Here is a 25,751-nt window from a genome sequence, read left to right on the forward strand (position 1 = left end):
CCGGTGCGGGGGGTGTCACGGGCTTGCGCGGCTTCGCGACAGGCGTGGGCTTGGGTGCGGCTTCCGCCGGCTCGGCGACCGCTTCCGTGGGTGGCGCTTCGGCCACGGGCGGCGCGGGCTCGGTCGCGACGGGCGGTGCTTCGACCACCGGCGGCGTCGCGGCGGGCGCCGGCGCGGCGACAGGAGGCGGTGCCACGGCCGGCTCGGGCGCCTTGCTGCCGGTCCCGTAGCCCAGCCAGCCCGCGACGACCAGCAGCAGCGCGACCGCGAGCAACCCCAGCCACAACCCGATGCCGCGCGGGCGCAGCACCGGTTCGGGCGGCTTGATGCGCTTGACCTTGATCCGCGTCTTTGGCCGGTCGGCCCGCGGGGACGGAGGCAAAGACGATGCGGCCCCCCCGCGCCCCGATGCCACGATCACGGTTTTTTCATCCGCTGGCGGTGGAGGTGGTGGCGGCTCGGGCCTCCAGCCGTTGGACGCCGGCGACGATGCGCGCTTCGACTCGGCAGGATCGAACAGCGGCGCGGGAATGGTCGGGGCACGCAGCTGGGCCGGTGCGGTGGTGGCCCATTCGCGGTCGGCAGGACTGGGCGCCGGGGGCGGCACGCGGTCGGCGGCCGACAGCCGGCCACCGCAGTTCCTGCAGAAATTGGCACCCTCGCGGTTGTCCGCGTCACAGACCGGGCAGATCAAGGCCATGGCTCACCAGCAATTCTCGGGATCGGAAACGAAGACTTGTTCTTGTTGTTGTGCGGCGGCTGGCAGCGCGCGGCGAGCCGAAAGGCTCAGGTGACGGCCACCCGCTTGGAGCGGTGCGCCATGCGCTTGGCGATCACGGCGCCGAGCGCCATCGCGATGTCCAGCGCCATGTTGGGCTGGCGGTTCGACATCTCGGAGAACCGCACGGCGGTGAGGCGCCACACGCGTCCCGCGCCGGTGACCACCACGTTGGCCGCATGCGGCTCGCGCGAGAAAAACGAGCCTTCGCCCACCACCGAGCCCGGCGACAGCACGGCCAGGCGCATCTGTTCCTTGCTGCTGACGCGGTGCACGCTGATGGCGCCGCTTTCGACGAAGAACACCGAGCGGTCGTGCGTGCCCTGCGAGATCAGCACGTCGCCGATCGCGGTTTCGATGGGCTGCAGATAACCCGCGAGCGTGTCCCACTGCGCGACGCTCAAGGTCAGCGCGAACGCGTCGGCGCTCAGGTTCTCCGCGATGGCGCGGCTCAGGTTCTGGATGGACATGTTTTTCTCGACCCCCGCAAGTGATCCGAAGTATCCGCGAAGGCCCCGAGGTTCGGCTACAACTGTTTACGCTTTCACCAGCGAAGCGCACGCATGTGTCGCTATTTCCCGATACAGAAGCGCGAAAAGATGACCCCCAGCAGGTCGTCCGCGCCGAACTCGCCGGTGATCTCGTTGAGTGCGTTCTGCGCCAGCCGCAGCTCCTCCGCCAGCAGGTCGAGCAGCTGGGCCTGCGCCGCCAGGTGGGCCGCCGCCAGCGCGAGGTGCGTCTCGACGCGGGCCAGCGCCTGCACGTGGCGCGCGCGCGCCAGGTAGACGCCCTCGGGCACAGCCTGCCAGCCGGCCATCGCGAGCAGCTGGTCGCGCAGCGCCTCGATGCCCGCACCGGTCTTGGCCGACAGGGCGATGCCTTCGGACGGCGGCGAGGCCGAAACCGCTGCGTCCTGCTTGTTCCACACATCGAGCACCGGCACGCTCGCCGGCAGCTTGCGCCGCAGGCCGGCCAGGATCTCGGCGTCGGCGGCGGCGTAGTCAGGCTGGCCGGCGCGCGTCAGGTCGTGCAGGAACAGCACGGCGTCGGCGCTTTCGATCTGGCCCCAGGCGCGCGCCACGCCGATCTGCTCGACCTCGTCGGTGCTGTCGCGCAGGCCGGCGGTGTCGGCCACGTGCAGCGGCACGCCGTGGATCTGGATGGTCTGCGAGACCACGTCGCGCGTGGTGCCCGCGATGGCGCTCACGATGGCCAGCTCGGCGCCGGCCAGCGCGTTGAGCAGCGAACTCTTGCCGGCGTTGGGCTGGCCCGCGATCACCACCTTGATGCCTTCGCGCAGCAACGCGCCCTGTTTGGCGCGCTGTTGCACAGCGGCCAGCTGCGCCTGCAACCGTTGCAGCTGGCCGGTCGCGTCGGCTTTCTGGAGGAAGTCGATCTCTTCTTCAGGGAAGTCGAGCGTGGCCTCGACCAGCATGCGCAGGTGGATCAGCGCGTCGCGCAGCGTATGGATCTCGCGCGAGAACGCGCCCGACAGCGAACGCCCGGCGCTGCGCGCGGCCGCCTCGGTGCTCGCGTCGATCAGGTCGGCGATGGCCTCGGCCTGGGCCAGGTCGATCTTGCCGTTGAGAAAGGCGCGCTGGCTGAACTCGCCCGGCTCGGCCACGCGCAAGCCCGGCAGGCGCGGGCGGCCGGTGGCCGGATCGATTTCGGCCGCAGCTTCCAGGCAGCGCGACAGCAACAGCTGCAGCACGACCGGGCCGCCGTGCGCCTGCAGCTCGAGCACGTCTTCGCCGGTGTAGGAGTGCGGCGTCGGGAAATGGATCGCCAGGCCGTGGTCGACCGGCTCGCCCTGCGCATCGCGAAAGGGCAGGTAGGTGGCTTCGCGCGGCTTGAGGGCGCGGGCGCACAGCGCCTCGACCAGCGGCGCCAGCCGGGCGCCCGACACGCGAACGATGCCGACCGCCCCGCGCCCCGGGGCGGTGGCGATGGCGACGATGGGATCGGTGGTGCGGGCGAGGGTCATGACAGCGCGATTCTTTCAGCAAAAAGCAAAGGGCCGCGGATGCGGCCCTTTGCGGGTGGCGGAGGCCGGCTGGCTTACTTGCCGAGCACGCCCAGTCGCTTGTTGATGAACCACTGCTGCGCGATCGACAGCACGTTGTTCGTGATCCAGTACAGCACCAGGCCGGCCGGGAAGAAGATGAACATCACGCTGAACGCGAGCGGCATGATCCACATCAGCTTGGCCTGCATCGGATCGGGCGGCGTCGGGTTGAGCCAGGTCTGGAACAGCGAGGTGGCCGTCATCACGATCGGCAGGATGTACCAGGGATCGGGTGCCGACAGGTCGGTGATCCAGCCGATCCACGGGGCGTGGCGCATTTCAACCGACGACAGCAGCACCCAGTACAGCGCGATGAACACCGGGATCTGGATCACGATGGGGAAGCAGCCGCCCATCGGATTGACCTTCTCGGTCTTGTAGATCCGCATCATTTCCTGCTGCATTTCTTGCGGCTTGTCCTTCAGCCGCTCGCGCATTTCCATGATCTTGGGGTTGATGGCCTTCATCTTGGCCATGCTGGCGTAGGCCTTGGCGTTGAGCCAGTAGAAGGCCGCCTTCAGCAGCACCACCAGCGCCACGATCGCCCAGCCCCAGTTGCCCAGGATGCCGTGCAGCTGCGTGAGCAGCCAGTACAGCGGCTTGGAGATGATCGCGAAGATGCCGTAGTCCTTCACTAGGTCCAGGCCGGGGGCGATGGCTTCGAGCTTCTTTTCTTCTTCGGGGCCGGCGAACAGCGCGCTGTTCACGACCTGCGTGGCGCCCGGGGCGATCTTCGGCAGCGTGGCGACCATGGCCACGGTGAAGAGGTTGTCGCCCAGGTCCTTCACGCGGAATTCGCGGCGCAGCTGTTCGCTGGCCGGGTCGCCCTTGAGCAGCCAGGCCGACGCGAAGTAATGCTGCACCATCGCGATCCAGCCGTCGTTGGCCGGCGGCGGCGGCTCGACCTTGCCCTTGGCGATGTCCTTGAAGTCGAGCTTGTGGAACTTCTTCTCGTTGGTGTACGCGGCCGGGCCGGTAAAGGTGTTGGTGCCGAACATGGTGCCGGCGGCCACGGTGCCGTGGCGCAGCAGCTGCATGTACAGCTGCGCGTCGCGCGGCTGGTCGCTCACGTTGACCACTTCGTGGCGCACGCCGATGACGTAGTCGTCACGCTTGAACACGTAGGTCTTGATGTACTTCAGGCCGCCGACCGGGGCGCTTTCGAAGCTCACTTCGAGCGTGTTCTGGCCGTCGGCCATCGTGCGCGGACCGGCCTTGGGCGTCATGGCCGTCAGGTGGTTGGGGAAGGCGTCGCCGGCGACGGGGTTCAGCAGGCCGGTCTGCGCCACGTAACGCGTGGCGGGCGAGCCGTTCTCGAACAGCACGACGCGCTTGGTGCGGTCGGCTTCGTCGTACTTGAGCAGTTCGAGGTGGTTGACCGTGGCGCCTTCGCTGTCGATCGTCGCCTTGAACAGGTCGGAGGTCACCACGACCTGCTCGCGCGGCGTGGCCGGGGCCGCCTGCGTGGGCACGGCGCCCGCGGTGCCGCCGGCTGCGGCAGCCGCGGTCGGCACGCCGTTGTTGGCAGCGCTGCCCGTGGCCGGCGCCGTGGCGGCGGGCTTGGTCGACGGCAGGAAGGTCGGCTTGTTGCCGTTGAAGACCTGCCATTGGTCCCACAGCAGCACGAGCGAGAAACCAAAAATCACCCACAGGATCGTGCGGCGGATATCGTTCATGACGAAGACTTCTTGTCGGAGGAGAGAAGAGACGAAAACAGCGATCCTGACTTGTCAGTGCGACGCTGTGATTTCGGTGGAACCGGATCGTGGCCGCCCTGGCACCAGGGCTGGCAGCGCGCGATGCGGTGCAGCGTCAGGTAGCTGCCCTTGAGCGCGCCGTGCACTTCCAGCGCCTCGATCGAATACACCGAGCAGGTCGGCGTGAAGCGGCACGACTGCCCGAGCCAGGGGCTCAGCAGCAGGCGGTAGCCCTTCACGAGGCCGATCAGCAGGCGTTTCATGCGGAAGCAGGAGCGGGGGAGGCGGCAGCCGGTGCCGGCGGACGCCCGGCGCGCGCCAGCAATTGCTGGAGCTCGGCGCGCACGGCGGCCTTGAGCTTGTCCGAGGAGGCGCTCACGAACGCCTTGCGATCGAAACCGGCGCGCAGACGCACCACGTGCGCGGCACGCGGCAACACGACGCCGGGCGCGGCGCTCACGGCGTAGATCTGGCGCTTGATGGCGTTGCGCGTCACCGCGCGGCGTGCCCAGCGCTTGGGCACCATGGCGCCCAGCCAGACCTCATCGGACGGAAACAGCGAAGCGGCGCCCGATGGAGAAACATCGAGCGCACAGCGGTGCAATGCGAAATGGGCAGTGCGCGCCACGGTGGCACCTGCGAGGACGGCCTGGAATTGCGCGCGGGTCTTGAGCCGCTGCAAGGAAGCCGGGCCGCGGACGTCGCTGCTGGCGGGGCCAGGCGCAGAGGCTGCAGGAGCCTGCGCGGACGTGTCGGCGGCTGACAACGGCAGGTGGGGTGCCGTCAGACGGCCAGGCGCTTGCGGCCCTTGGCGCGGCGTGCGTTGATCACGGCGCGGCCGCCACGGGTCTTCATGCGGACCAGAAAGCCGTGGGTACGGGCGCGGCGGACTTTGGATGCTTGGTAAGTGCGTTTCATGATGGTTTCCTGATTCCCTGTTTGCGCCGGTTTCCGCATGAAGGCATGCAAAAACCCGGCGAGCGCTGGGGGAGCGAGTTTCGGATGGCCCCCGAAAGACGCTGTGAAGGCTTTTCAGGGAAACCCGCAATTATCGCAAACATTGGCCGCCGGAACAATCTTCGACTAGATTTGCGGGCCTTTCCATGTGCAGCGCAGCATGTGGATAAGGTTTTGACAAGTTAGAATGCCCAGCGCCTTCCAGCAGAGAATATCCACAATACCTATACAAGAAATGCCCGAGGGTTCCATCACTTTTTCAAGCGCCCATGTCGACTGACGGCATCGGCGAAAGCCTGTGGCAGGCCTGCGTCGACCAGCTCGCGCAGGAGCTGTCCGAGCAGCAGTTCAACACCTGGATCAAGCCCCTCACCGCGCAGGTCGCCGACGACCTTTCGCGCATGACGGTGTTCGTCGCCAACCGCTTCAAGCTCGACTGGATCCGTGCCCAGTACGCGGGCAAGATCGCGGCCATGGCCGAGAAGATGTACGGCCAGCCGGTCACCATCGAGTTAGCGCTCGCTCCGCGAGAAACCCCCGTCCGCGTTGCGCCCATGGCCATCATGGCCGAAACGGATGTGCCGCGCGACGTGGCCGGCCCGGGCGAGGAACCGGCGGCCGCCGGCTTCAAGAACCGGCTCAATTCGGGGCTCACTTTCGACACCCTGGTCGAGGGCACGGCCAACCGCATGGCGCGCGCCGCGGCCATGCACGTGGCCGGCATGCCGGGCCACCTGTACAACCCGCTTTTCATCTACGGCGGCGTCGGCCTGGGCAAGACCCACCTGATGCACGCTGTGGGTAACCGGCTGCTGGCCGACCGGCCCGACTCCAAAGTTCTCTACATCCACGCCGAGCAGTTCGTGTCGGATGTGGTCAAGGCCTATCAGCGCAAGACTTTCGATGAGTTCAAGGAACGCTACCACTCGCTCGATCTGCTGCTGATCGACGACGTGCAGTTCTTCGCCAACAAGGACCGCACGCAGGAAGAGTTCTTCAACGCCTTCGAGGCCCTGCTGGCCAAGAAGTCGCACATCGTGATGACCAGCGACACCTACCCCAAGGGGCTGGCCGACATCCACGAGCGGCTGGTGTCGCGCTTCGATTCGGGCCTCACGGTGGCGATCGAGCCGCCCGAGCTCGAGATGCGCGTGGCCATTCTGATCAACAAGGCCCGCGTGGAAGGCACCGAAATGCCCGAGGAAGTCGCCTTCTTCGTGGCCAAGAACGTGCGCTCCAACGTGCGCGAGCTCGAAGGCGCCCTGCGCAAGATCCTGGCGTACTCGCGTTTCAACCAGAAGGAGATCTCGATCGCCCTGGCGCGCGAGGCGCTGCGCGACCTGCTGTCGATCCAGAATCGGCAGATCTCGGTCGAAAATATCCAGAAGACGGTGGCCGACTACTACAAGATCAAGGTCGCCGACATGTACAGCAAGAAACGCCCGGCCAGCATTGCGCGGCCGCGGCAGATCGCGATGTACCTGGCCAAGGAGCTCACGCAGAAGAGCCTGCCGGAAATCGGCGAGCTGTTCGGCGGTCGCGACCACACGACGGTGCTCCACGCAGTGCGAAAGATTTCGGGCGAGCGCCAGCAGCTCACCGAACTCAACCAGCAGCTGCACGTCCTCGAACAGACCCTCAAAGGCTGAAGCCGAATGTCATCAAGAACGCCCCTCGCGACAGCGGAGAATGGCGTCCTGAAAGCTGATTCAAAGAGATAAGAGAAGAGGAAGAAGACATGATCGTTTTGAAGGCAACCCAAGACAAAGTTCTTGCCGCGCTGCAGTCGGTGGCCGGCATCGTGGAGCGGCGCCATACCCTGCCGATCCTGGCCAATGTGCTGATCCGCAAGACCGGCGGCCAGCTGCAGCTGACCACCAGCGACCTCGAGATCCAGATCCGCACCACCGCCGAGCTCGGCGGCGACGAAGGCAACTTCACGACCACCATCGGTGCACGCAAGCTGATCGACATCCTGCGCACCATGCCGGCCGACCAGACCGTGAGCCTCGAATCGAGCGCCAGCAAGCTCGTGCTCAAGGGCGGCAAGAGCCGCTTCACGCTGCAGTCGCTGCCCGCCGAAGACTTCCCGCTGGTGCAGGAAGCGGCCAATTTCGGCCCCGTGTTCAGCGTGCCGCAAAAGACGCTGAAAGACCTGCTCTCGCAGGTCTCGTTCGCGATGGCCGTGCACGACATCCGCTACTACCTGAACGGCATCCTGTTCGTGGCCGAAGGCAAGCAGCTGAGCCTGGTGGCCACCGACGGCCACCGCCTGGCGTTCTCCTCGGCCATGCTCGACGTCGAAGTGCCCCGCCAGGAAGTGATCCTGCCGCGCAAGACCGTGCTCGAAATGCAGCGCCTCCTGTCGGACGCCGAAGGCGCCATCGAGATGCAATTCGCGAACAACCAGGCCAAGTTCAGCTTCGGCGGCATGGAGTTCGTCACCAAGCTGGTCGAGGGCAAGTTCCCCGACTACAACCGCGTGATTCCCAAGAATCACAAGAACACCGTCACGCTGGGCCGCGCGCCGCTCCTGGCCAGCCTGCAGCGCACCGCCATCCTGACCAGCGAGAAGTTCAAGGGCGTGCGCCTGAACATCGAGCCGGGCACGCTGCGCATCGCGTCGAACAACGCCGAGCAGGAAGAAGCCCAGGACGAGCTCGACATCGACTACGGCGGCGACAGCATCGAGATCGGCTTCAACGTCACCTACCTGATCGACGCGCTGTCGAACATGGACCAGGACATGGTCAAGCTGGATCTGGCCGACTCCAACAGCTCGGCCTTGTTAACCATCCCCGAGAACGCATCTTTCAAGTACGTCGTGATGCCGATGCGCATCTAGACCCTGGAAAACACAGCGCCTTGCGCACACGACCCGCGGCCCCCCGCGGGTTTGCGCTTTCAAGAGGCGGCGAATTGAGCTTTTGAGAGCCCGAAAAATCACGGGAAACCCGTGAGAGACAGAGGAATATCCGAATGAGTGCAGAAGAGAACAAGCCCGACGTGCCGCACACCGAGCCGGTCTATACCCCCGAAATCCAGATCGTGGCGCCCGAAGGCGTCCCCGCCGACTCCAGCTACGGCGAAGGTGCGATCACGATCCTCGAAGGTCTGGAAGCCGTGCGCAAGCGCCCGGGCATGTACATCGGCGACACCTCCGACGGCACGGGCCTGCACCACCTGGTGTTCGAAGTGGTGGACAACTCCATCGACGAAGCGCTCGCGGGCCATTGCGACGACATCGTCGTGACCATCCACTCCGACAACTCGATCTCCGTCACCGACAACGGCCGCGGCATCCCGACCGGCGTGAAGATGGACGACAAGCACGAGCCCAAGCGCTCGGCCGCTGAAATCGCGCTCACCGAACTGCACGCCGGCGGCAAGTTCAACCAGAACAGCTACAAGGTCTCGGGCGGCCTGCACGGCGTGGGCGTCTCGTGCGTGAACGCGCTGAGCGTGAAGCTGCGCCTCATCGTGCGCCGCGAAGGCAAGATCCACGAGCTCGAATTCAGCCGCGGCTTCGTGCAGAACCGCCTGCTCGAAACCGTGAACGGTTTCGAGGTCTCGCCCATGAAGGTCATCGGCGACACCGACAAGCGCGGCACCGAAGTGCACTTCCTGCCCGACACGGAAATCTTCAAGGAAAACAACGATTTCCACTACGAAATCCTGAGCAAGCGCCTGCGCGAGCTGAGCTTCCTGAACAACGGCGTGCGCATCCGCCTGCTCGACGAGCGCACCGGCAAGGAAGACGATTTCTCCGGCGCCGGCGGCGTGCGCGGCTTCGTGGAATTCATCAACAAGGGCAAGACCGTCCTGCACCCGAACTCGTTCTACGCGGCGGGCGAGAAGCCGGCCGACACCTACGGCGGCATCCCTGGCACGCACATCGGCGTCGAAGTGGCGATGCAGTGGAACAGCGGCTACAACGAGCAGGTCCTCTGCTTCACCAACAACATCCCCCAGCGTGACGGCGGCACCCACCTCACGGGGCTGCGCGCCGCGATGACCCGCGTCATCAACAAGTACATCGAAGAAAACGAGTTCGCGAAAAAGGCGAAGGTCGAAGTCACTGGCGACGACATGCGCGAAGGCCTGTGCTGCGTGCTGAGCGTGAAGGTGCCCGAGCCCAAGTTCTCGAGCCAGACCAAGGACAAGCTGGTGTCCAGCGAAGTGCGCGCGCCGGTGGAAGACATCGTCGGGCGCCTGCTCACCGACTACCTGCAGGAGCGCCCGAACGACGCCAAGATCATCTGCGGCAAGATCGTCGAGGCCGCCCGCGCCCGCGAAGCCGCCCGCAAGGCCCGCGAAATGACGCGCCGCAAGGGCGTGCTGGACGGCATGGGCCTGCCCGGCAAGCTGGCCGACTGCCAGGAAAAGGACCCCGCCCTGTGCGAGGTCTACCTGGTGGAGGGTGACTCCGCCGGCGGCTCCGCCAAGCAGGGCCGCGACCGGAAGTTCCAGGCCATCCTGCCGCTGCGCGGCAAGATCCTGAACGTCGAGAAAGCGCGTTACGAGAAGCTGCTCACCAGCAACGAAATTCTCACGATGATCACCGCGCTCGGTACCGGCATCGGCCGTGCCGGCGCGACCACGGCGGGCGGCGGCGCGGACGACTTCAACGTCGCCAAGCTGCGTTACCACCGCATCATCATCATGACCGACGCCGACGTGGACGGCGCCCACATCCGCACGCTGTTGCTCACCTTCTTCTACCGGCAGATGCCCGAGCTGGTCGAGCGCGGCCACATCTACATCGCGCAGCCGCCGCTGTACAAGGTGAAGGTCGGCAAGGAAGAGCAGTACCTGAAGGACGGCCCCGCGCTCGACGCCTTCCTGCTCAAGGTCGCACTGAAGGACGCGAGCATCGAGACCGGCGGCGCCGCCTCGACCACGCTGTCGGGCGACACCCTGGCCGAGCTGGCGCGCAAGCACCAGGTGGCCGAGGCCGTGATTGCGCGCCTGCGCAACTTCATGGACGCCGAAGCCCTGCGCGCCATCGCCGACGGCGTGGCGCTCGACCTCGACACGCCGGCCGCCGCCGAGGCCTCGGCCGTGGCGCTGCAGGCCAAGCTGCGCGAGCTCAACACGACCGGCGTGCCGGCCGAGGTGAGCAGCGAGTTCGACGCCCGCACCGACAAGCCGCTGCTGCGCATCAGCCGCCGCCACCACGGCAACATCAAGTCCAGCGTGATCTCGCAGGACTTCGTGCACGGCGCCGACTACGACGCGCTGGCGCAGGCCGCCAACACCTTCCGCGGCCTGCTGAGCGCCGAAGGCGCGCTGGTCAAGCGCGGCGAGGGCGAACGCGGCAAGGAAGAAAAGGTCGACGACTTCCGCCAGGCCATGAAGTGGCTGATCGGTGAAGCCGAACGCGCCACCTCGCGCCAGCGCTACAAGGGCCTGGGCGAGATGAACCCCGAGCAGCTGTGGGAAACCACCATGGACCCGACCGTGCGCCGCCTGCTGCGCGTGCAGATCGACGACGCGATCGAGGCCGACCGCGTGTTCACGATGCTGATGGGCGACGAGGTGGAACCGCGCCGCGAGTTCATCGAGCAGAACGCGCTGCGCGCGGCGAACATCGACGTCTGATCGTCGAGCTTGCCACTGGGCACGTTGAACATCGCATGGGCCAGCAGGTAGGTGGCGTCGTAGGCCTGCGCGGCGGCCATCGGGACCGGGATGCGCTTGGTGTTGAATTTGCGCGCGTAATTGGAAAGAAACGACGAGCGGCGTTCGTTGCTCGGCTCGGCGATGAAGCTCTGCGCCATCAGCGCGCCTTCGGAAGCCTCCCGCGCGCCCTCGATGAAGGACGGGAAGGACAGCGTCCAGGCCCCGACCTGCGGCACCTTCCAGTTCAAGGCCTGCCGGCTGCGCGCGATGACGGCGTTCTCGGGGCCCACGGTGTAGCTGAAGATGACGTCCGCGCCGGCCGCCTTGGCCTCCGACAGCTCCTTCGTCAGGTCTTTCACGCCGAGCGGAAATTTCCCCACGTAGACGGGCTTGAGGTGCTTGGCCGCCAGCGCCTTCTCGACATCCTTGGCGCCCGCCTCGCCGTAGCCGGTGCTGTCGTGCAACACGGCGACCCGTTTCCAGCCGCGCGCCAGCAGGTCGTCGACCACGAAGGGGGCCTGGATGCTGTCCTTGGGCGAGGTGCGAAATACATAGCTTGTGGCCGGCGGATAGGTCGAAGTCAATGGCGAGCCGGTGGCGCAGGGCACGATCAGCGGCAATTTCGCGTCATTGAAAACGGCCAATGAATTCATCGCCACACCGGTATTGCAGAAGCCGATGGTCGCGACCACTTTTTCATTGACGAGGGCCTGGGATTGCGAACGGCCGGTGTCCGGATTGGCCTGGTCGTCCTTGATCACCAGTTCGAGCGAGCGGCCCAGATACCCGCCCACGGCATTGATTTCGTCGACGGCCATCTTCACGCCGTTGAGCATGGGCACGCCGAAGTCGGCCGACGGCCCGGTGAAAGGGCCGATGACGCCGATGCGGATCGGCACCGGCTGCTCTGCGCTTGCCTGGGCGGCCAGTCCCAAAGCCATCAGCAAAAAAACGAATCGGCGATTTGAATGAAGCATTTGGTTTGCGCGCTTTGAAAGGAAGCGCCGAGCCTAATTTCTTTGCGCGCCCGCCAATAGCTAGGGAATGCCCAGTCAATTGCGCACCAATTCCGTCTTTTGTTGCCAATTCAGCACAGGCCGCGGGGCCGGCGACGGACCAGAAATCGCTCGCTCGCGGCGCGTCCGCGAGCCCCATCTCAGGGTTTCCGATGAAAGACTCCCGAAAAGCGGGACTGGCGCCCGTCACACGGGCGTCACCAGCTATGAAAACAATAGCATTCACCTGCGCAACGCAGAAGCTTCCTCGTAAACGCTATATCTAGCCCGACTCTTGCTAAGCAAAATTCCTGACGGATTTCCTGTCACGCAAGATCGAGGACACACAGAGCAATGAACCCCAAGCGTTTCCAACAGCCCGTGGCTGCACTGGTTCTGGGCGCCGCATCGGTCGCCGCGGCCTTCCTCGTGGCCGTGTCGCCGGCCCATGCGTTCTCGAACCCGCCGATCCAGGTCGCGCAGGGCATCGAATACATGTGCGGCGGTGCCGCCAAGGGCGAAGCCGCCTTCATGGAAATGGTGGCGCCGCGCTGGGCCGCCGCCATCGACTTGCGCGTGAACGACGGCAAGGGCGCGCAGCAGGCCGGCTTCCCGGCCAAGGCCTCGATCCAGGTGCGCCAGAAGTACACAGGCCAGACGGTGATGCAAGTGCAGACCCAGGCGCCTTACATGCTCGCGCGGCTCGAACCGGGCGCCTATGACGTCGACGTGACGCTGGGCGGGCTCACGCTCACGCAGCAACTGGTCGTGATCGCCGGCATTCCGGCGCGCGCCTCCTTCGTCTGGCCGTCGAACTTCGACATGGCCTCGGTCGCGCCACCGCTGCCCCAGGCGCTGGCACAAACCGCCGCGCGCTGACCCGACGCGGGCCGCTGCGGCCCGCGCGCAGTTAAGTCTTCCTTAAGTCGTGCCCGGCACAGTGCCTTCCTGCGTGGCGTGTCGCCACCACCGCCCGGAAAGGAAGGCTCCGATGTCTCTCACCACCAATCCCCTGTTTCTGTTCTCGCACGCCCGGCCCGTGGCCGCGGCGGCCGGTGCCGCCTTGCTGGTGCTGCTCGGCGGCGCGCTCTCGGCGCAGCCGGCCCAGGCCGCGATGAACCCGCCGATCCACATGGCGCACGGCGTCGAGTACATGAGCGGCGGCATCGGCCAGGACGAGGCGCAGCTGATGGAAACCGTGTCGCCGCGCTGGCCCGCGAGCTTCGAATTCGCGATCAAGGACGGCCGCCGCGCTGATTTCGCGGCCGGCGTGCATGTGACGGTGCGCGACAGCCACGGCACCGCGTTGCTCGACAACGTGGTCTCGGGCGGCCCGTTCATGGTGGCGCGGCTCGAGCCGGGTCGCTATGAAGTGGAGGCTCGCATCGGCGGCCAGACGCTGAAGCAAACGCTGCTGGTGTCGCCCGGTGCGCCGGCCAAGGCGCTCTTCGAATGGCCGGCGGGCACCGACATGGCGTCGGCCGGCACGCGCGCGGTGCGGTAAGCACGGCGCCGCCGCGCCGCAGCCGACACCGAAACGTCACGCCCGAGGCGCCATAACGCCCGCTATCCGGTTGCCCTGCGCTATAGAAAAAATAGCGACCCAGGCAGCTTTCGACGCCTTGAATGCGCGGCATGCGCCTTGCAGATGACGTGTCCCGGGCAATGCCCGCGTCCCCCCAGTCCTCATGCCGATCCGTCCCCTGAGCGTCCTGACCGCGCTGCTGCACGTCTACATCGCGCTGCGCCTGCTGCCTGCGCTGGCGTCGCTCACGCCTGCGTGGCCGTTGGCGCTCGTGCTGCTGGCGGTGTCGGCGGTCACGATGCCGCTGCCCTTCGTGTCGCGCAGCCACCGCGCCGACCGCAAGGCAAAGCCGGCCGGCGAGACGCTGCACTGGATCGGCCTGATCAGCATGGGCTGGTTCTCCTCGCTGTTCGTGCTCACGCTGGTGCGCGACCTCGGCCTGCTGCTGGCCTGGCTGGCGAGCGCGCTCGGCGGCCTGCAGGTGCCCTGGGACAAGGTCGGGCCCTGGAGCGCGCTGGCGGTGCTGGCGCTGGCCACGGGCGTGTCGCTGGTCGGCTTCGTCAACGCGCGCCGCACGGCCGGCGTGAAGCAGGTCGACGTGCCCATTCGCGGCCTGCCGGCGGCGCTGGCCGGCTTCACGATCGCCCAGCTCAGCGACATCCACGTGGGCCCGACGATCCGCAACGGCTACATCCAGCGCATCGTCGACGCGGTGAACCGGCTCGGCGCCGACGCCATCGCGATCACCGGCGACCTGGTCGACGGCAGCGTGCCCGAGCTGCGCGAGCACATCGCGCCGCTGGCGGGCCTGCGCGCACGCCACGGCACTTTCGTGGTCACGGGCAACCACGAGTACTACGCGGGCGCGCACGCCTGGATCGACGAGCTGCGCCGCCTCGGCCTGAAGGTGCTGCTGAACGAGCACGTGGTGCTGCAGACGCGCAACGTGCGCGGCGCGCAGACCGATGAAGAGCTGTTCGAAAGCGCCCTGGTGCTGGCCGGCGTGACCGACTTCACCGCCGGCCACTTCGACGCCGCGCACGCGAGCGACCCGCACCTGGCGTTGTACGACGCGCCGCCGCTGGTGCACACGCGCGTGCTGCTGGCGCACCAGCCGCGCAGCGCGCCGGTGGCGGCCGCGGCCGGCTACCAGCTGCAGCTGTCGGGCCACACGCACGGCGGCCAGTTCTTTCCGTGGAACCTGTTCGTGCCGATGCAGCAGCCGTTCACGGCCGGCCTGCACAAGCTGCACGACATGTGGATCTACGTGAGCCGGGGCACCGGCTACTGGGGGCCGCCGAAGCGTTTCGGCGCGCCGTCGGAAATCACGCTGGTGACGCTGGTCCCGGCGCAACCCTGAAACGCAGCGGCGTCAGGCCTGCAGTTCGGCCAGCAGTCGCCGCGCGTTCGACGTGGCGGCCGCGTGGATCGGCTTCAGGCCTTCGCGCGCAATGCGCACCGCCACACCCGTGAGCTGACCCGCCGTGCTGGCACCGCGCGCCGTGGCCTGCACGAGCGCATCGCCGTGCGTGGCCGCCTGCGCCGGCGTGAAGCTGCCGGCCAGCGAGAAGAGCGCCGTGGCGCCCTGCAGCCATTGCTGCCATGCGCGCTGGGCCAGCGAGGCCTGGCTGCTGTGCCACTGCCTGGCCATCGCCAAGCCTGATTCGCTGGCTGCCGCGAGCTTTTCGTGGCCCATCAACTGGAACTCCGCGAGGTCGGCGGCGCTGGGCGTGAGCCCGGCTTTGGCGATGCGCTCGGTGCGCATGCGGATCACCGTGCCGGACGACAGCAGGGTCTCGTGGGTCTTGAGGGCCAGGTCGACCCATTGCATCAGCGGGCTGGCCACGCGGGCGGTGGTACTGAAGGACGACATGGGAAGAGGGCACGTAGGGGAACAGAGGGCCACTATAGGCCTGCAAAGTGAAAATTGTTGCAGTGCAACAATTCCTGACCGTCATTTCACCGATCGATTGCTTTCTGCGGGCAATATTTAACGTTTGTTGTGGTTGTTGCCGGCATCCGCGCGCAAGCGACGTGCACGCGCCTCGGTGACGAGGTAGGCGACGAGCGCCACGGCCAGCGGCAGCAGGTAGTACAGCGCGCGGTAGGCCAGCAGGGCTCCCAGCAGCCGGGTGCTGGGCACCTCGTGCGCCAGCAGCGCGACGAACACCGCCTCCAGCACGCCGAGCCCCGCCGGCACGTGCGTGACCACGCCCGCCACGGCGGCGACCAGCAGCACCGCGAGCACCTGCGGATACCCGACCTCGCCCTGCAGCAGCACCCAGATCACGCCGCCGATGAGCGACCAGTTGACGCACGACATCGCCAACTGCAGCAAGGCCATCGGCAAGCTCGGCGTGCGCAGCGCATGGCCGCGCACGCGCCAGACGTGGCCATCGGAGAACGCGCACAGCGCCAGGTAGGCCAGCGACACCATGAGCAGCACCGCGCCGAGCATGCGCAGGCCACCGCCGTCGATCTTCCAGTCGGGCGGCAGCGCCATCGGCCAGAAGCAGAACGCGGCGCCGGCCACCACGAGGTAGCCGAGCCAGTTGGTCAGCATGCTGAAGCCCAGCACGCGCGTGATGGTCTCGTTGCCCAGCCCCAGGCGCGAGTACAGCCGGTAGCGGAACGCCACGCCGCCCACCAGCGAACCGAAGTTGAGGTTGAAGGCGTAGCTGATGAAGGTCACGCCGATGACGGTGCCCGCGCCGAGCCGGTGCTTCGTGAGGTGGCGCCCCAGCAGGTCGTAGGTGCTGTAGAGCCCGAAGCTGGCGGCGGCCAGCGCGCCGGCCGCGAGCAGCGTGGCGCCCGGCAATGCGCGCAGTGCGGCGAACACCTCGGCCCAGTCGATGGTGCGTGCCTGCTTCAGCAACAGCCAGGCGATGGCGCCGAAGAAGGCCCAGATCGCCACGCGCCGCGCCCACGGCCACCAGGGCCGGTGCGTGAGGGCGAGGGATGCGCTCATGCCGTCTCCGTGCGCGCCGTGCCCTCGTCGCCGCGCTTCTTCTGCTGCGCCATGAGATCGGTCGCCTCGGCCGGCGTCAGGCGCGGTGCGTGGCGCGGCAGGCGGTTGAGCCACGACGGGTACCAGCGCAAGAAGTGGAAGACGAAGAAGCTGCGCACCAGCCGCCAGCCGCTCCATTCGCTGGCCAGGTCGTGCGTGCCGATCTGCTTGCAGCTGTGCTGCATGAGATGGTCCATGCGCTCCCACAGCACCTTGTTGAACGCGGTGTCGCGCACGACCACGTTGGCCTCCAGGTTCAGCGACAGGCTCAGCGGATCGAGGTTGCTCGAGCCCACCGTGCTCCAGCGGTCGTCCATGAGCGCGACCTTGCCGTGCAGCGGACGGTCGCAGTACTCGTAGATGCGCACGCCCGCGTGCAGCAGGTGGTGGTACAGCATGCCGGCTGCCGTCTTCACGATCGGCATGTCGGGCTCGCCCTGCAGGATGAGGCGCACATCGACGCCCCGGCGCGCCGCGCGCCGCAGCTCCTTGATGAGCCGGTAGCCCGGAAAGAAATACGCGTTGGCGATCACGATGCGCTCGCGCGCGGCGCGGATCGCGGCGCGGTAGTGGCGCTCGATGTCGTTGGTGTGGCGGCGGTTGTCGCGCGTGACGAAGATCGCGTCGGCCTCGCCCGCCGCGGCCTGCAGCTGCGACGCGGGCGGTGCCTGCTTCAGCCTTCGCCGGAACCAGCCCACGCCCTTGCCGCCGACTGCAATCGCGCGCAGCACGAACTGATGGATCTCGGCCACGATCGGCCCGGCCAGCTCGACCGCGTAGTCCTGCTTGGCCTTGGGACCGAAGTCGAGCAGGTGGTCCTCGGAGTAGTTGATGCCGCCCACGAAGGCGCGTTCGCCGTCGACCACCACGATCTTGCGGTGCATGCGGCGGAACACGTTGAGCCGCTGGCCCAGGAAGCGCTGGCCCGGGTCGAACACGCGCACCTTGACGCCGGCCGTGGCCAGGCTTTCGAGGTACGCGTGCGAGAGGTCGGGCGAGCCGAAGCCGTCGATCATCAGGTCGACCTTCACGCCGCGCTGCGCCGCCGCGCGCATGGCCGCGTGCAGCGCCAGGCCCACCTTGTCCTCGAACAGGATGAAGGTCTCGATGATCACTTCGCGCCGCGCCGCGCCGATGGCCTCGAACACGCGCGGAAAGAATTCCTCGCCGTTCTCCAGCAGGTCGATGCGGTTGCCGCCGGTCCAGTGGCCGGCACGCTCGGGGGTGTCGCGCATGGGGGCCTCGCTGCTCACAGGTCGATGTCCGCCACCAGCGGGGCATGGTCCGACAGATGCGACCACGGCCGGCGCGGCAGCACCACGGGCGCGTGCGCGCCCGCGTTGCGCACGTAGATGCGGTCCAGCGGCAGCAGCGGCAGGCGCGCCGGAAAGGTGCGCGCGGCGCGGCCGTGGGCATGCACGAACACCTCGCGCAGCGACGCGCCTTCGGCCAGCACGTCGTGCGCGCGGGCACGCCAGTCGTTGAAGTCGCCCGCCACGATCAGCGGCGCGTCGGCCGGCACCTCGTCGCGCACGATGTGGCACAGCAGCTCCAGCTGCTGCTGGCGGTGCGCCTCGGCCAGCCCCAGGTGCGCGCAGATCGCATGCACGTCGACCGTGCGCCCGGGCAGGCGCAGCACGCAGTGCAGCAGGCCGCGCTTCTCGGGGCCGCTCACCGACACGTCGTGGTTGCGGAAATGCACGATCGGAAACTTCGACAACACGGCGTTGCCGTGGTGCCCCTTCGGATACACCGCGTTGCGCCCGTAGGCGAACTGCGGCCACATGGTGTCGGCCAGGAATTCGTAGTGCGGCGCCTCCGGCCAGTTGTTCACGGTGCGCGAATGGCGCGCGTGCGTGCCCATCACCTCCTGCAGGAACACCACGTCGGCGCCCACCGTGCGCACCGCGTCGCGCAGCTCCGGAAGGATGAAGCGGCGGTTCAGCGCCGTGAAGCCCTTGTGGGTGTTCACGGTCATGACCTTGAGCGAGGCCGGTGCGGCGGCGACAGCGGCCTCGGGCAGCGGGGAAGTGATGGGGGAGGACATCGGTGTTCCCGTTGTACGTGGCCGCGCCCGCGCCGACTGTAGGAACGCGCCACCTTCTTCGCGTGCCTTTCACGCAAGGGCGGCGGGCTCCTACAGGCAGGCCTGCCGCACCCCCACACAGCGCCCGAAACGAGGCTCCTACGGTGGTTTCAAAGCCGATGCCAACGCGCTCGCGCTTTGTGCCTTTTTCCATCTGCAAAGGAGCTTTCCATGATGACCACCCTGCAACGCCTGACGATCCCCACCGCGCTGCTCGCCGCCCTGCTGGGCGCGGGCGTCGCCCAGGCCCAGAAACCGACGCCCGTCGAACCGATGGCGGGCGACAGCTCGATGCCCGTCTCGCGCGAAGCCGTGAAGGCCGAGGCCCGCGCGCAGAACCGCAACAACGCCAACAGCGTGGTACCCAAGGGCGAAGCCAGCACCACCGTGAACCACCAGCCCAACGCGATGCCGTCGCCCACCGGCGAGCGCTCGCGCGCCGAGGTGCGCGCCGAGACGCAGCACGTGAAGCCGCGCTTCGGCCAGCCGGGCGAGCGCCCGGCGGTGCCGACCAACCCGACCGAGAAGACGGGTACGCCGCAGTAACACCGCGCGCCCACGAAAAAGCCCGCGATGCTTTGCGCATCGCGGGCTTTTTTCTGCCCTTTCCTGGAGGCCGGCTCCCTTCAGCCGACCGCCTGGTCAGCCTCAGCTCTTGGCAGGCGCTGCACCGTGGTGGCCTTCATGCCCACCGCGATGGAAGCGATGGCCGTGGCCTGCGAACTTCGCGGTCTCGGCGTCGAAGGTCTTCTGCTGCTCGGGCGTCAGCGCGGCGTAGAAGGTCTTGGTCGCTTCGGCGCGCTTGGCGAACCGGGCGCTGCGCTCGGCCTGGCGGGCCTGCATGTGCTCCAGGCGCTGGGGCGTGGTCAGCTTGGCGAACTCGGCGCGGTCCATGCGCTGCGGGCGGGCGGCACCGGCCGGCGGCTGGCTGGCCTCGGTGAAGCTGCTCCACGCGCCTTCCTGGGCGCTGGTGAGCTTGAGCTTGTCCTTCAGCGCGGCCAGGCGCTTGGCACGGTGCTCCTTCATGCGCTCCATGCGCTGGGCCGGGTCCATGCGCTTGTGCTGCGCCTTGGGTGCGGCGGTGGCATCGGCGGGGGCCGTGGCGGCCGTGGGTGCGGCGGTCGACGGCGTGGTGGCGGCCGGCGCCTGAGCGAAGGCACCCGAAGAGGCGAGGGCGGCCGAACCCAGCAGGCTGGCCCAGACGATGCGTTGGCGAAGAGAGATCATGAGAGTCGCTTCCTTTCGAAGAAGTCCGCCACCAAAGGGCAGCGGGTGAGACGAAGTGTGGAGCGCCTCTGTAACGCGTCCGTGAGCCGAACGTGAGCGTGCGTAAAGAAGCATGAACCGCAGCGCGGTCCTGCGGCCTGCAGCGTGACTTATTTGGGCCGGGGCGCCTTCAAGCCGCGGTCGGGCACCTGCAGCTTGCCGGCGCGCAGCGCGGCCACCGCGAGCACCACGGCGCGCGCGACGTTGCGCACCTCTTCCTGCACATCGGCATCGGCGTCCAGCGCCTCGTGGCTGGTGGCGTAGGGCGCGTAGTAGCCGATGTAGCGGTCCAGCCGCGCCTGGGCGCCGGCGTCGACCAGGCCCATCCAGTCGAGCCAGTCCGTGAGGTTGCGGCGCAGGCCCTCGGGGCCGGCCACGTCGCCGTGCACCACCACGCCGTAGACGCGGCCTTCCAGGTGCTTGGGATAGCCCCAGCCTTCGAGCTCCAGGGCCTTGGCCTCGTCGGGCTTCTTGCCGTGCGTGCTGGTGGGGTCGGGGTTGCCGCCGTCGGCGCACACGAGGCGGTCGATCATGAGCTTCAGCGGGCTCGCGGCCTGGTACCAGTGCGTGGGCGTGAGCACGATCACGCCGTGCGCGGCCACCCAGCGTTCGTAGATCTCGTTCATCCAGTCGCCGGTCTGGCGCAGTGCGTGGTTGGGGTAGCAGCTGCAGGGCCAGTGGCACAGCGGCATCGCGGTCGAGACGCAGCCCTTGCACGGGTGAATGTGGCGGCCGTAGTCCGACGTGAGCCGGCTCAGGTCGAGCAAGTCGACCTCGATGCCGCCGCCTTCGAGCACCTCGCGCGCGCACTGCGTGAGGCGCCAGGTCTTGGAGATTTCGCCGGGGCAGGTGCCGTCGTTGCGCGGCGAGCCGTTGACGAGCAGCACGCGCGAGCGCGTCTCGGGCCGGCCCCAGGCGTCCTGCGCCGCGTCGATGCGCGCGCGGGCGTCGAGCCAGTCGACCGAGAGTTCGTAGTCAGGGTCGGCATAGCCGGGCCCGGCGCGGCGCGTCACGGGCGCCTTGCGGCCTTCGTCATACGCTTTCCAGGCGATGTCTTCCAGGCGCCGCAGCGCCTCGGTCTCGGCCCGGAACGCCGGGTCGTGAAAGCTCTGCATGAAGCGGTCGTGGAACTCGGCGCGCTGCAGCATCGGCGGCGCCTGTCCCTTGCGTATCGTGGGAGGCATGACCGCAATCTAGGCCGCGCACCCGCCTGCGCGAACCGAACGTCGCGCCGTCTTTCGGTAGGCGGACGACTACAGGCTCAGCCGAGTTTCCCGTTCTGGAAGTCGTGCACCGCCTGCTTGATCTGCTCGGGCGTGTTCATCACGAAGGGCCCGTACTGCGCGATGGGCTCGTTCAGCGGACGGCCCGCGATGAGCAGCGCGCGCGCCGGGCTGTGGTTGCTGGCGCCGGCGCGCAGCACCGTGCCGTCGCTGCCGGGGTCGTTCGCGAGGATGGCCATGCGCCGCGTCGGCACCTCGCTGCCCGCGATCCACAGCGATTCGCGGAACACGTAGACCAGCGCGTTGTGGTCAGGCGGCAGCGGCTGCGCGAACTCGGCGCCGGGCGGCAGCGTGATGTCCAGGTACAGCGGGTGGGTGTGCGCGCGCTGCTCTGCGCCCACGACGCCGTGGCTGGTGCCGGCGATCACGCGCACGTGCGCGCCGCTGGCGGTGGTGAACTCGGGGATCTCGCTGCTGCGGATGTCGCGGTACCAGGGCTCGCGCATCTTGTCCTTGGCGGGCAGGTTGAGCCAGAGTTGAAAGCCTTCCATCAGGCCTTCTTCCTGCTCGGGCAGCTCGCTGTGCACGAGGCCGCGGCCGGCCGTCATCCATTGCACGCCGCCGTTCTCGAGCAGGCCTTCGTGGCCCGCGCTGTCGCGGTGGCGCATGCGCCCGGCGATCATGTAGGTGACCGTCTCGAAGCCCCGGTGCGGGTGGTTCGGAAAGCCGCCGATGTAGTCGCCCGGGTTGTCGCTGCCGAAGGCATCGAGCATCAGGTAGGGGTCGAGCCGCTTCTGCAGCGGCTGCTGCAGCACACGGGTGAGTTTGACACCGTCGCCGTCACTGGTGGAAACACCGGCCACGATGTGGTCGATGCCGCGCGGGGTGGCGACGGGATCGGTGGGGTGGTGGTGGGCGTGGACGTTCATCATGCCGTCCATGGTGGCACCAAAGGCCCGACCGCGCCACCGGTGGGGATGCCCGCCGCCCGGAGCGGTTCAGCTCAGCGCGGCCACTGCTGGCGCTGCCAGTAGCAGTACTGCCAGCGTGTCTCGAAGCCCGCGCGGCGGTACAACGCCAGCGCGGGCTGGTTCTGCGCGTCGACCTGCAGGAACACCCGCTCGACGCCGCGCGCCAGCGCCGCCTGCGCCAAGCCCGCCAGCACGCGCCCGGCCAGGCCGCGCCCGCGTTGCGACTGTTCGGTGCGCATGCCGTGCACGCTGGCCCAGCCGTGGCCGAAGGCCATGGCGCCGGCGGCCACGGTGGCGCCGTTTTCGCGCACGCTGGCAAAGAGCGAGCCCGTGGCGCGCGACAGCGAACGCACGCGGTGCACGCCGTCGACCGGGTCGAAGCCTTCGCCCAGGAACAGCGCGGCCCAGTCCGGATCGGGCGTCGCGTCGACGTCAGCCAGCCGCGCGTCCGCCGCGACGAGGTCGCGCATGCGCCGCGCCGAGCCGGTCTGCACGCAGGTCGGGCTGTCGGCCATGTAGTGCCGGCGCGCGAGTTCGGCGCGCAGCGTGTCGAAGCAGGCGGCATCGGCCAGCCGCAGCGCGGGCGCGACCTGGCGGCTGTCATAGCGGTCCTCGATGCGGTCGAGCGTGGCGGCGTCCACCGGGTCACGGTGCAGCGGCACGGCCGAGCGGGCGCGCTTGACGGTGCCGCGGTCGAAGGGCAGCAGCCAGCCGTCGAGTTCCTCGCAGGCCTCGGGGGCCACCGCCGCCACGGTGGCGCGTTCGATGGCCTCGATGTCGTGAGGGCCAATGCTCATTGCACGGCTTCCGGTGGCGCGTATTTGGCGGCGGCCACGCTCTTGAGCAGCGCCTCGCGCTGGTTGCGGCTGATGCCGCGCACGCTCTCGGCGACCCACTTGGTGCGGTCGGCGTCGATGTGGCCGTCGCGTCGCCATTGCTCGAGCACGGCCTGCGGCTTGTGCAGCATGGCCGCAAGCCAGACGGCCTGCGCCGGTTCGAGCGTGCGCGCGCTGCGCTTGAAGTAGCGCCGCGCCGCGGCCTCGCCGCCGCACAGGTTGCCGCCCCACGGGGCGTTGTCCAGGTACAGCTGCAGGATGCGGGCCTTGCCCAGCGTCTGCTCCATCTCGACCGCGTAGAGCAGCTCGCGCAGCTTGCGCTCGGCCGTGCGGTCGCTGCCGGTGACCAGCAGCTTGGCCAGCTGCTGCGTGAGCGTGCTACCGCCGCGCCGGGTCTGGCCGGGCTTCTGGTTGTGGTCGATCGAGGCCAGGATCTCGGTCAAGTCGTAGCCCGTGTGGCTGAAGAAGCGCTGGTCTTCCGCCGCGATGACGGCGCGTGCCAGCCAGCTGTCGTTGGCCAGCTTGGCCGACGGGCCGCAGCTGGTGCGCGCGCCCAGCATGGCCTCGGTGCCCAGCCCTTCGACCGTGAACTGGCCGATGGTCGGCTGCACCGCGAAGGTGGCGTCGGGCAGCAGCAGCTGCGCCTGCACCGCCAGCGTGCCCCCAATGCGGGCGCGCTGCAGCTCGGGCAGCGCCGGCACCAGCACGGCGTACCAGCGGGCGATGGGCGCGTCCTGCACGCGGACATCGAGCTGCAGGTTCTTCGGCGCGAGGCGGCCGGTCCAGGTGCCCTGCAGCAGGGCGTTGCTGTCGGCCGCCTGGGGCGTGGCCTCGAAGGTGCCGGCCAGCGTGTTGCCGTCGCGCCGCACGGTGGCCACCAGCCGCTCGACCTTGATGGGCTGCGTGCCCAGCGCCGGCACGTCGGCGCTGCACGGCGCGCAGCGCATCTGCTGCTGGCCGGTTTTCTCGTCCCAGGTGAAATGCACGGTGCCGAAGCGGGTGTCGAGCGCGTGGCCGTTCAGCCGCGGCGCGAACCAGGACGAGGTGGCCAGGCGCACCGCGGTGGGCACGCCGATCTCGAACGAGAGCGGGCCGGCCTTCACCGTGGTGCTCCATTCGCCCGCCGCCGGCGCAAGGGCGATCTTGGCGATCAGGAAGATGGCCACCAGGGCGGTCAGGACGAGGGCCAGCAGCCCGAAAAGCACGAATCGCAGGGTCTTCTTCACAAACACGTTCTCATCACATCGGTCTTGCCACGGTGACAGCTTGCCACGGACCGTGCGACTGGCCGCTGGCCGCCGCCCAGTACCAAGCCGAAGTGTCGGTGAAAGCCGTGCCTTGGGCGTCGACGATGCGCTCGCAGACGCGGAAATTTGCCGTACCGTGCCGTTGCGCCACAAAACAGCGCCACATCCGCGCTTGCGCGTCGCGTTCCAGCCGCGCCTGCTCGATGCGGTAGCCCAGCGCGCGGTAGCAGTCGGCGGCCGGATGCAGCATGCGCGTGGGCCGGTTCACGGCGCGCATCACCAGCGTCTGCTGGCCGTCGGTCATGCGGCCGATGGCGCCCGGGAAGCGATCGGCAAAGCGCTGCTCGACCTCGCTCAGCGCCAGCGGGCGCAGCGGCACGCCGTCCCACTGGCTGGGCCATTCGTGGGAACCCACGGCGTCGGCTTCTTCGGCCGGCGCGCGCAGCGCCGCCGCGGCCGACCAGAGCACGCACAGCAGCATCGCCAGCGCGAAGGCGCTCTTGTGGCCCACGCGGTTGATGAAATGGTTGGCGAACCAGCGCTCAACGAACGGTATCGACACGGCGGCCTCCTTCGGCAGTGATCAGGCCCGGCAGCGGGCGGTCGAGTTCGATGCGCGGTGCGGCGCGCGCCGGCACCATCAGGCGCGCGATGGCGCCGCACACCACGGCCAGCAGCACCAGCCCCAGCGCGTTGTGCGCCCACGGCGCGAGCGCGTGGCCGGCGCCTTCGAAGGCGATCAGCACGCTGTTGCGCACGATGTTGCCGGCCAGCACCAGCAGGCCGACCGCCGGCAGGCGGCGCAGGAAGGCGCGGTCGCCGCGCCGTGCCCACAGCGCGACCGCGCAGGCCGTGAAGTAGCCCAGCCACACCATCTGCACGCCCGAGCAGGGCGCGTCGACGATCACCAGGCGGCCGTCGACCATCAGCGTCGCGCCTTCGCGCGCCACCTCGAAGCCCGGCGCGAGCAGCCAGCGGCTGGCCTCGGCCGTCACCACGCGCAGCGGGTAGCCGGCGTAGAACTGCAGCGACGACAGCAGCGGCAGCGCCAGCACCGACAGCCCGGCCACCGGCAGCGCCGCCACGCTGCGCGGCAAAAAGGCCAGCAGCCCGGCCGCGAGCGAGAGCACCGCCACCAGCCCCGAGGCCAGCGGCGGCAGCGCGGGCAGGCCGCCCCCGCCCGTGCGCAGCAGCGTGGCGAGCACGGTGCCCAGGCCGGCCAGCGCCAGCCACCCCAGGCGCGGCGAGGCGCGCAGCTCGCGCCGGCACTGCCAGGCGAGCGCGGCCAAGGCGACCAGCGCCACGAGCCCCAGCGGATCGTCGGAACCGTCCTGCAGGCGGCGCGCCATCCAGGCCCAGGTGGGCGCGAGCGCGGCGCACTGCAGCGCGAGCCAGCCGAAGGCTGGCGTGCGGTCGATGCGGATGGCCCAGTCCACGACGCGCGGATGGTGGTGGGCCAGGGTTGCCAGAGACATG

General features: G+C 68.4%; 25 protein-coding genes and 1 pseudogene. 7 read left to right on the forward strand and 19 right to left on the reverse strand.

Annotated features, from left to right (window positions below; genetic code table 11):
- The 7 genes from AC3WQR_RS17220 to rpmH form a co-directional block, all read right to left on the reverse strand.
- Positions 1 to 700: zinc ribbon domain-containing protein (locus AC3WQR_RS17220; protein ID WP_492742951.1), on the reverse strand; the 700-nt coding region annotated here is incomplete at its 3' end.
- A gap of 86 nt (positions 701 to 786) precedes the next feature.
- Positions 787 to 1,248: a Crp/Fnr family transcriptional regulator gene (locus AC3WQR_RS17225; RefSeq protein ID WP_095747374.1), complete on the reverse strand. Its 462-nt coding sequence runs from the start codon at positions 1,246 to 1,248 to the stop codon at positions 787 to 789.
- A gap of 101 nt (positions 1,249 to 1,349) precedes the next feature.
- Positions 1,350 to 2,762, reverse strand: a complete 1,413-nt coding sequence (gene mnmE / locus AC3WQR_RS17230; RefSeq protein WP_492730075.1) for a tRNA uridine-5-carboxymethylaminomethyl(34) synthesis GTPase MnmE — start codon at positions 2,760 to 2,762, stop codon at positions 1,350 to 1,352.
- A 74-nt stretch (positions 2,763 to 2,836) separates the two neighbouring features.
- The gene (gene yidC, locus AC3WQR_RS17235; RefSeq protein WP_070063368.1) at positions 2,837 to 4,519 is read right to left on the reverse strand and encodes a membrane protein insertase YidC; all 1,683 of its coding nucleotides are present in this window, start codon (positions 4,517 to 4,519) and stop codon (positions 2,837 to 2,839) included.
- The gene (gene yidD / locus AC3WQR_RS17240; protein ID WP_056574909.1) at positions 4,516 to 4,803 is read right to left on the reverse strand and encodes a membrane protein insertion efficiency factor YidD; all 288 of its coding nucleotides are present in this window, start codon (positions 4,801 to 4,803) and stop codon (positions 4,516 to 4,518) included. The genes yidC and yidD overlap by 4 nt, the downstream gene beginning before the upstream one ends.
- Positions 4,800 to 5,222 (reverse strand): ribonuclease P protein component, encoded by a 423-nt coding sequence (locus AC3WQR_RS17245; protein ID WP_062480416.1) that lies wholly within the window; start codon positions 5,220 to 5,222, stop codon positions 4,800 to 4,802. Before AC3WQR_RS17245 ends, yidD begins: the two co-directional genes overlap by 4 nt.
- Positions 5,223 to 5,323: 101 nt before the next feature.
- Positions 5,324 to 5,458, reverse strand: coding sequence for a 50S ribosomal protein L34 (rpmH, locus tag AC3WQR_RS17250; protein WP_007834827.1), 135 nt, complete (start codon positions 5,456 to 5,458; stop codon positions 5,324 to 5,326).
- Positions 5,459 to 5,766: 308 nt separating this feature from the next.
- On the opposite strand from rpmH, the gene dnaA reads away from it, so the two are divergent.
- From dnaA to gyrB, 3 genes are all read left to right on the forward strand, one after another.
- Positions 5,767 to 7,146, forward strand: a complete 1,380-nt coding sequence (dnaA, locus tag AC3WQR_RS17255) for a chromosomal replication initiator protein DnaA (protein WP_062480418.1) — start codon at positions 5,767 to 5,769, stop codon at positions 7,144 to 7,146.
- An 89-nt stretch (positions 7,147 to 7,235) separates the two neighbouring features.
- Positions 7,236 to 8,342 (forward strand): DNA polymerase III subunit beta, encoded by a 1,107-nt coding sequence (gene dnaN / locus AC3WQR_RS17260; protein WP_056574900.1) that lies wholly within the window; start codon positions 7,236 to 7,238, stop codon positions 8,340 to 8,342.
- A 134-nt stretch (positions 8,343 to 8,476) separates the two neighbouring features.
- On the forward strand, positions 8,477 to 11,098 hold the full coding sequence (gene gyrB, locus AC3WQR_RS17265) for a DNA topoisomerase (ATP-hydrolyzing) subunit B (protein WP_062480420.1): 2,622 nt from the start codon (positions 8,477 to 8,479) through the stop codon (positions 11,096 to 11,098).
- Positions 11,099 to 11,100: 2 nt separating this feature from the next.
- On the opposite strand, the pseudogene AC3WQR_RS17270 reads toward gyrB, so the two are convergent.
- A pseudogene (locus AC3WQR_RS17270) lies at positions 11,101 to 12,060 on the reverse strand (ABC transporter substrate-binding protein); the annotation flags it as partial.
- Positions 12,061 to 12,468: 408 nt separating this feature from the next.
- Here AC3WQR_RS17270 and AC3WQR_RS17275 point away from each other — a divergent pair.
- From AC3WQR_RS17275 to AC3WQR_RS17285, 3 genes are all read left to right on the forward strand, one after another.
- On the forward strand, positions 12,469 to 12,993 hold the full coding sequence (locus AC3WQR_RS17275; protein ID WP_369645724.1) for a hypothetical protein: 525 nt from the start codon (positions 12,469 to 12,471) through the stop codon (positions 12,991 to 12,993).
- 112 nt (positions 12,994 to 13,105) lie between these two features.
- A complete protein-coding gene (locus tag AC3WQR_RS17280) occupies positions 13,106 to 13,618 on the forward strand; it encodes a hypothetical protein (protein ID WP_492742954.1) in 513 nt (170 codons plus the stop codon).
- A 184-nt stretch (positions 13,619 to 13,802) separates the two neighbouring features.
- Entirely contained in the window at positions 13,803 to 14,999 is a 1,197-nt protein-coding gene (locus AC3WQR_RS17285; protein ID WP_062480429.1) for a metallophosphoesterase, read from the forward strand.
- Positions 15,000 to 15,011: 12 nt separating this feature from the next.
- Here AC3WQR_RS17285 and AC3WQR_RS17290 read toward each other — a convergent pair whose 3' ends face one another.
- The 4 genes from AC3WQR_RS17290 to AC3WQR_RS17305 all read right to left on the reverse strand — a co-directional run bounded on the left by AC3WQR_RS17290 (position 15,012) and on the right by AC3WQR_RS17305 (position 18,693).
- Positions 15,012 to 15,512 (reverse strand): polyhydroxyalkanoate granule-associated phasin, encoded by a 501-nt coding sequence (locus AC3WQR_RS17290; protein ID WP_307695328.1) that lies wholly within the window; start codon positions 15,510 to 15,512, stop codon positions 15,012 to 15,014.
- A 117-nt stretch (positions 15,513 to 15,629) separates the two neighbouring features.
- Positions 15,630 to 16,607 carry a lysylphosphatidylglycerol synthase domain-containing protein gene (locus AC3WQR_RS17295; RefSeq protein WP_492738750.1) on the reverse strand — a complete coding sequence of 326 codons (978 nt, stop codon included), beginning with the start codon at positions 16,605 to 16,607 and terminating at the stop codon, positions 15,630 to 15,632.
- Complete coding sequence (clsB, locus tag AC3WQR_RS17300; protein WP_095948531.1) at positions 16,604 to 17,881, reverse strand: cardiolipin synthase ClsB; 1,278 nt, start codon at positions 17,879 to 17,881, stop codon at positions 16,604 to 16,606. The genes AC3WQR_RS17295 and clsB overlap by 4 nt, the downstream gene beginning before the upstream one ends.
- A 14-nt stretch (positions 17,882 to 17,895) precedes the next feature.
- A complete protein-coding gene (locus AC3WQR_RS17305) occupies positions 17,896 to 18,693 on the reverse strand; it encodes an endonuclease/exonuclease/phosphatase family protein (protein WP_062480435.1) in 798 nt (265 codons plus the stop codon).
- 210 nt (positions 18,694 to 18,903) lie between these two features.
- Here AC3WQR_RS17305 and AC3WQR_RS17310 point away from each other — a divergent pair, with 210 nt between their 5' ends.
- A complete protein-coding gene (locus AC3WQR_RS17310; RefSeq protein ID WP_223301486.1) occupies positions 18,904 to 19,278 on the forward strand; it encodes a serine/threonine protein kinase in 375 nt (124 codons plus the stop codon).
- Positions 19,279 to 19,380: 102 nt separating this feature from the next.
- On the opposite strand, the gene AC3WQR_RS17315 is transcribed toward AC3WQR_RS17310, so the two are convergent.
- From AC3WQR_RS17315 to xrtQ, 7 genes are all read right to left on the reverse strand, one after another.
- On the reverse strand, positions 19,381 to 19,959 hold the full coding sequence (locus tag AC3WQR_RS17315; RefSeq protein ID WP_369630747.1) for a Spy/CpxP family protein refolding chaperone: 579 nt from the start codon (positions 19,957 to 19,959) through the stop codon (positions 19,381 to 19,383).
- A gap of 149 nt (positions 19,960 to 20,108) precedes the next feature.
- Positions 20,109 to 21,182, reverse strand: coding sequence for a flavodoxin family protein (locus tag AC3WQR_RS17320; RefSeq protein ID WP_492742955.1), 1,074 nt, complete (start codon positions 21,180 to 21,182; stop codon positions 20,109 to 20,111).
- Positions 21,183 to 21,259: 77 nt separating this feature from the next.
- Positions 21,260 to 22,150: a pirin family protein gene (locus AC3WQR_RS17325; protein WP_492742956.1), complete on the reverse strand. Its 891-nt coding sequence runs from the start codon at positions 22,148 to 22,150 to the stop codon at positions 21,260 to 21,262.
- Positions 22,151 to 22,224: 74 nt separating this feature from the next.
- On the reverse strand, positions 22,225 to 22,989 hold the full coding sequence (locus AC3WQR_RS17330; protein ID WP_492742957.1) for a GNAT family N-acetyltransferase: 765 nt from the start codon (positions 22,987 to 22,989) through the stop codon (positions 22,225 to 22,227).
- Positions 22,986 to 24,254, reverse strand: coding sequence for a biosynthetic peptidoglycan transglycosylase (locus AC3WQR_RS17335; protein WP_492742959.1), 1,269 nt, complete (start codon positions 24,252 to 24,254; stop codon positions 22,986 to 22,988). The genes AC3WQR_RS17330 and AC3WQR_RS17335 overlap by 4 nt, the downstream gene beginning before the upstream one ends.
- A 13-nt stretch (positions 24,255 to 24,267) precedes the next feature.
- Entirely contained in the window at positions 24,268 to 24,837 is a 570-nt protein-coding gene (locus tag AC3WQR_RS17340; protein WP_062480445.1) for a hypothetical protein, read from the reverse strand.
- Complete coding sequence (gene xrtQ, locus AC3WQR_RS17345; RefSeq protein ID WP_369645732.1) at positions 24,818 to 25,750, reverse strand: exosortase Q; 933 nt, start codon at positions 25,748 to 25,750, stop codon at positions 24,818 to 24,820. The genes AC3WQR_RS17340 and xrtQ overlap by 20 nt, the downstream gene beginning before the upstream one ends.
- Position 25,751: the final 1 nt, after the last annotated feature.

Source organism: Variovorax sp. FW305-3-2-15-B-LB1, assembly GCF_058787635.1.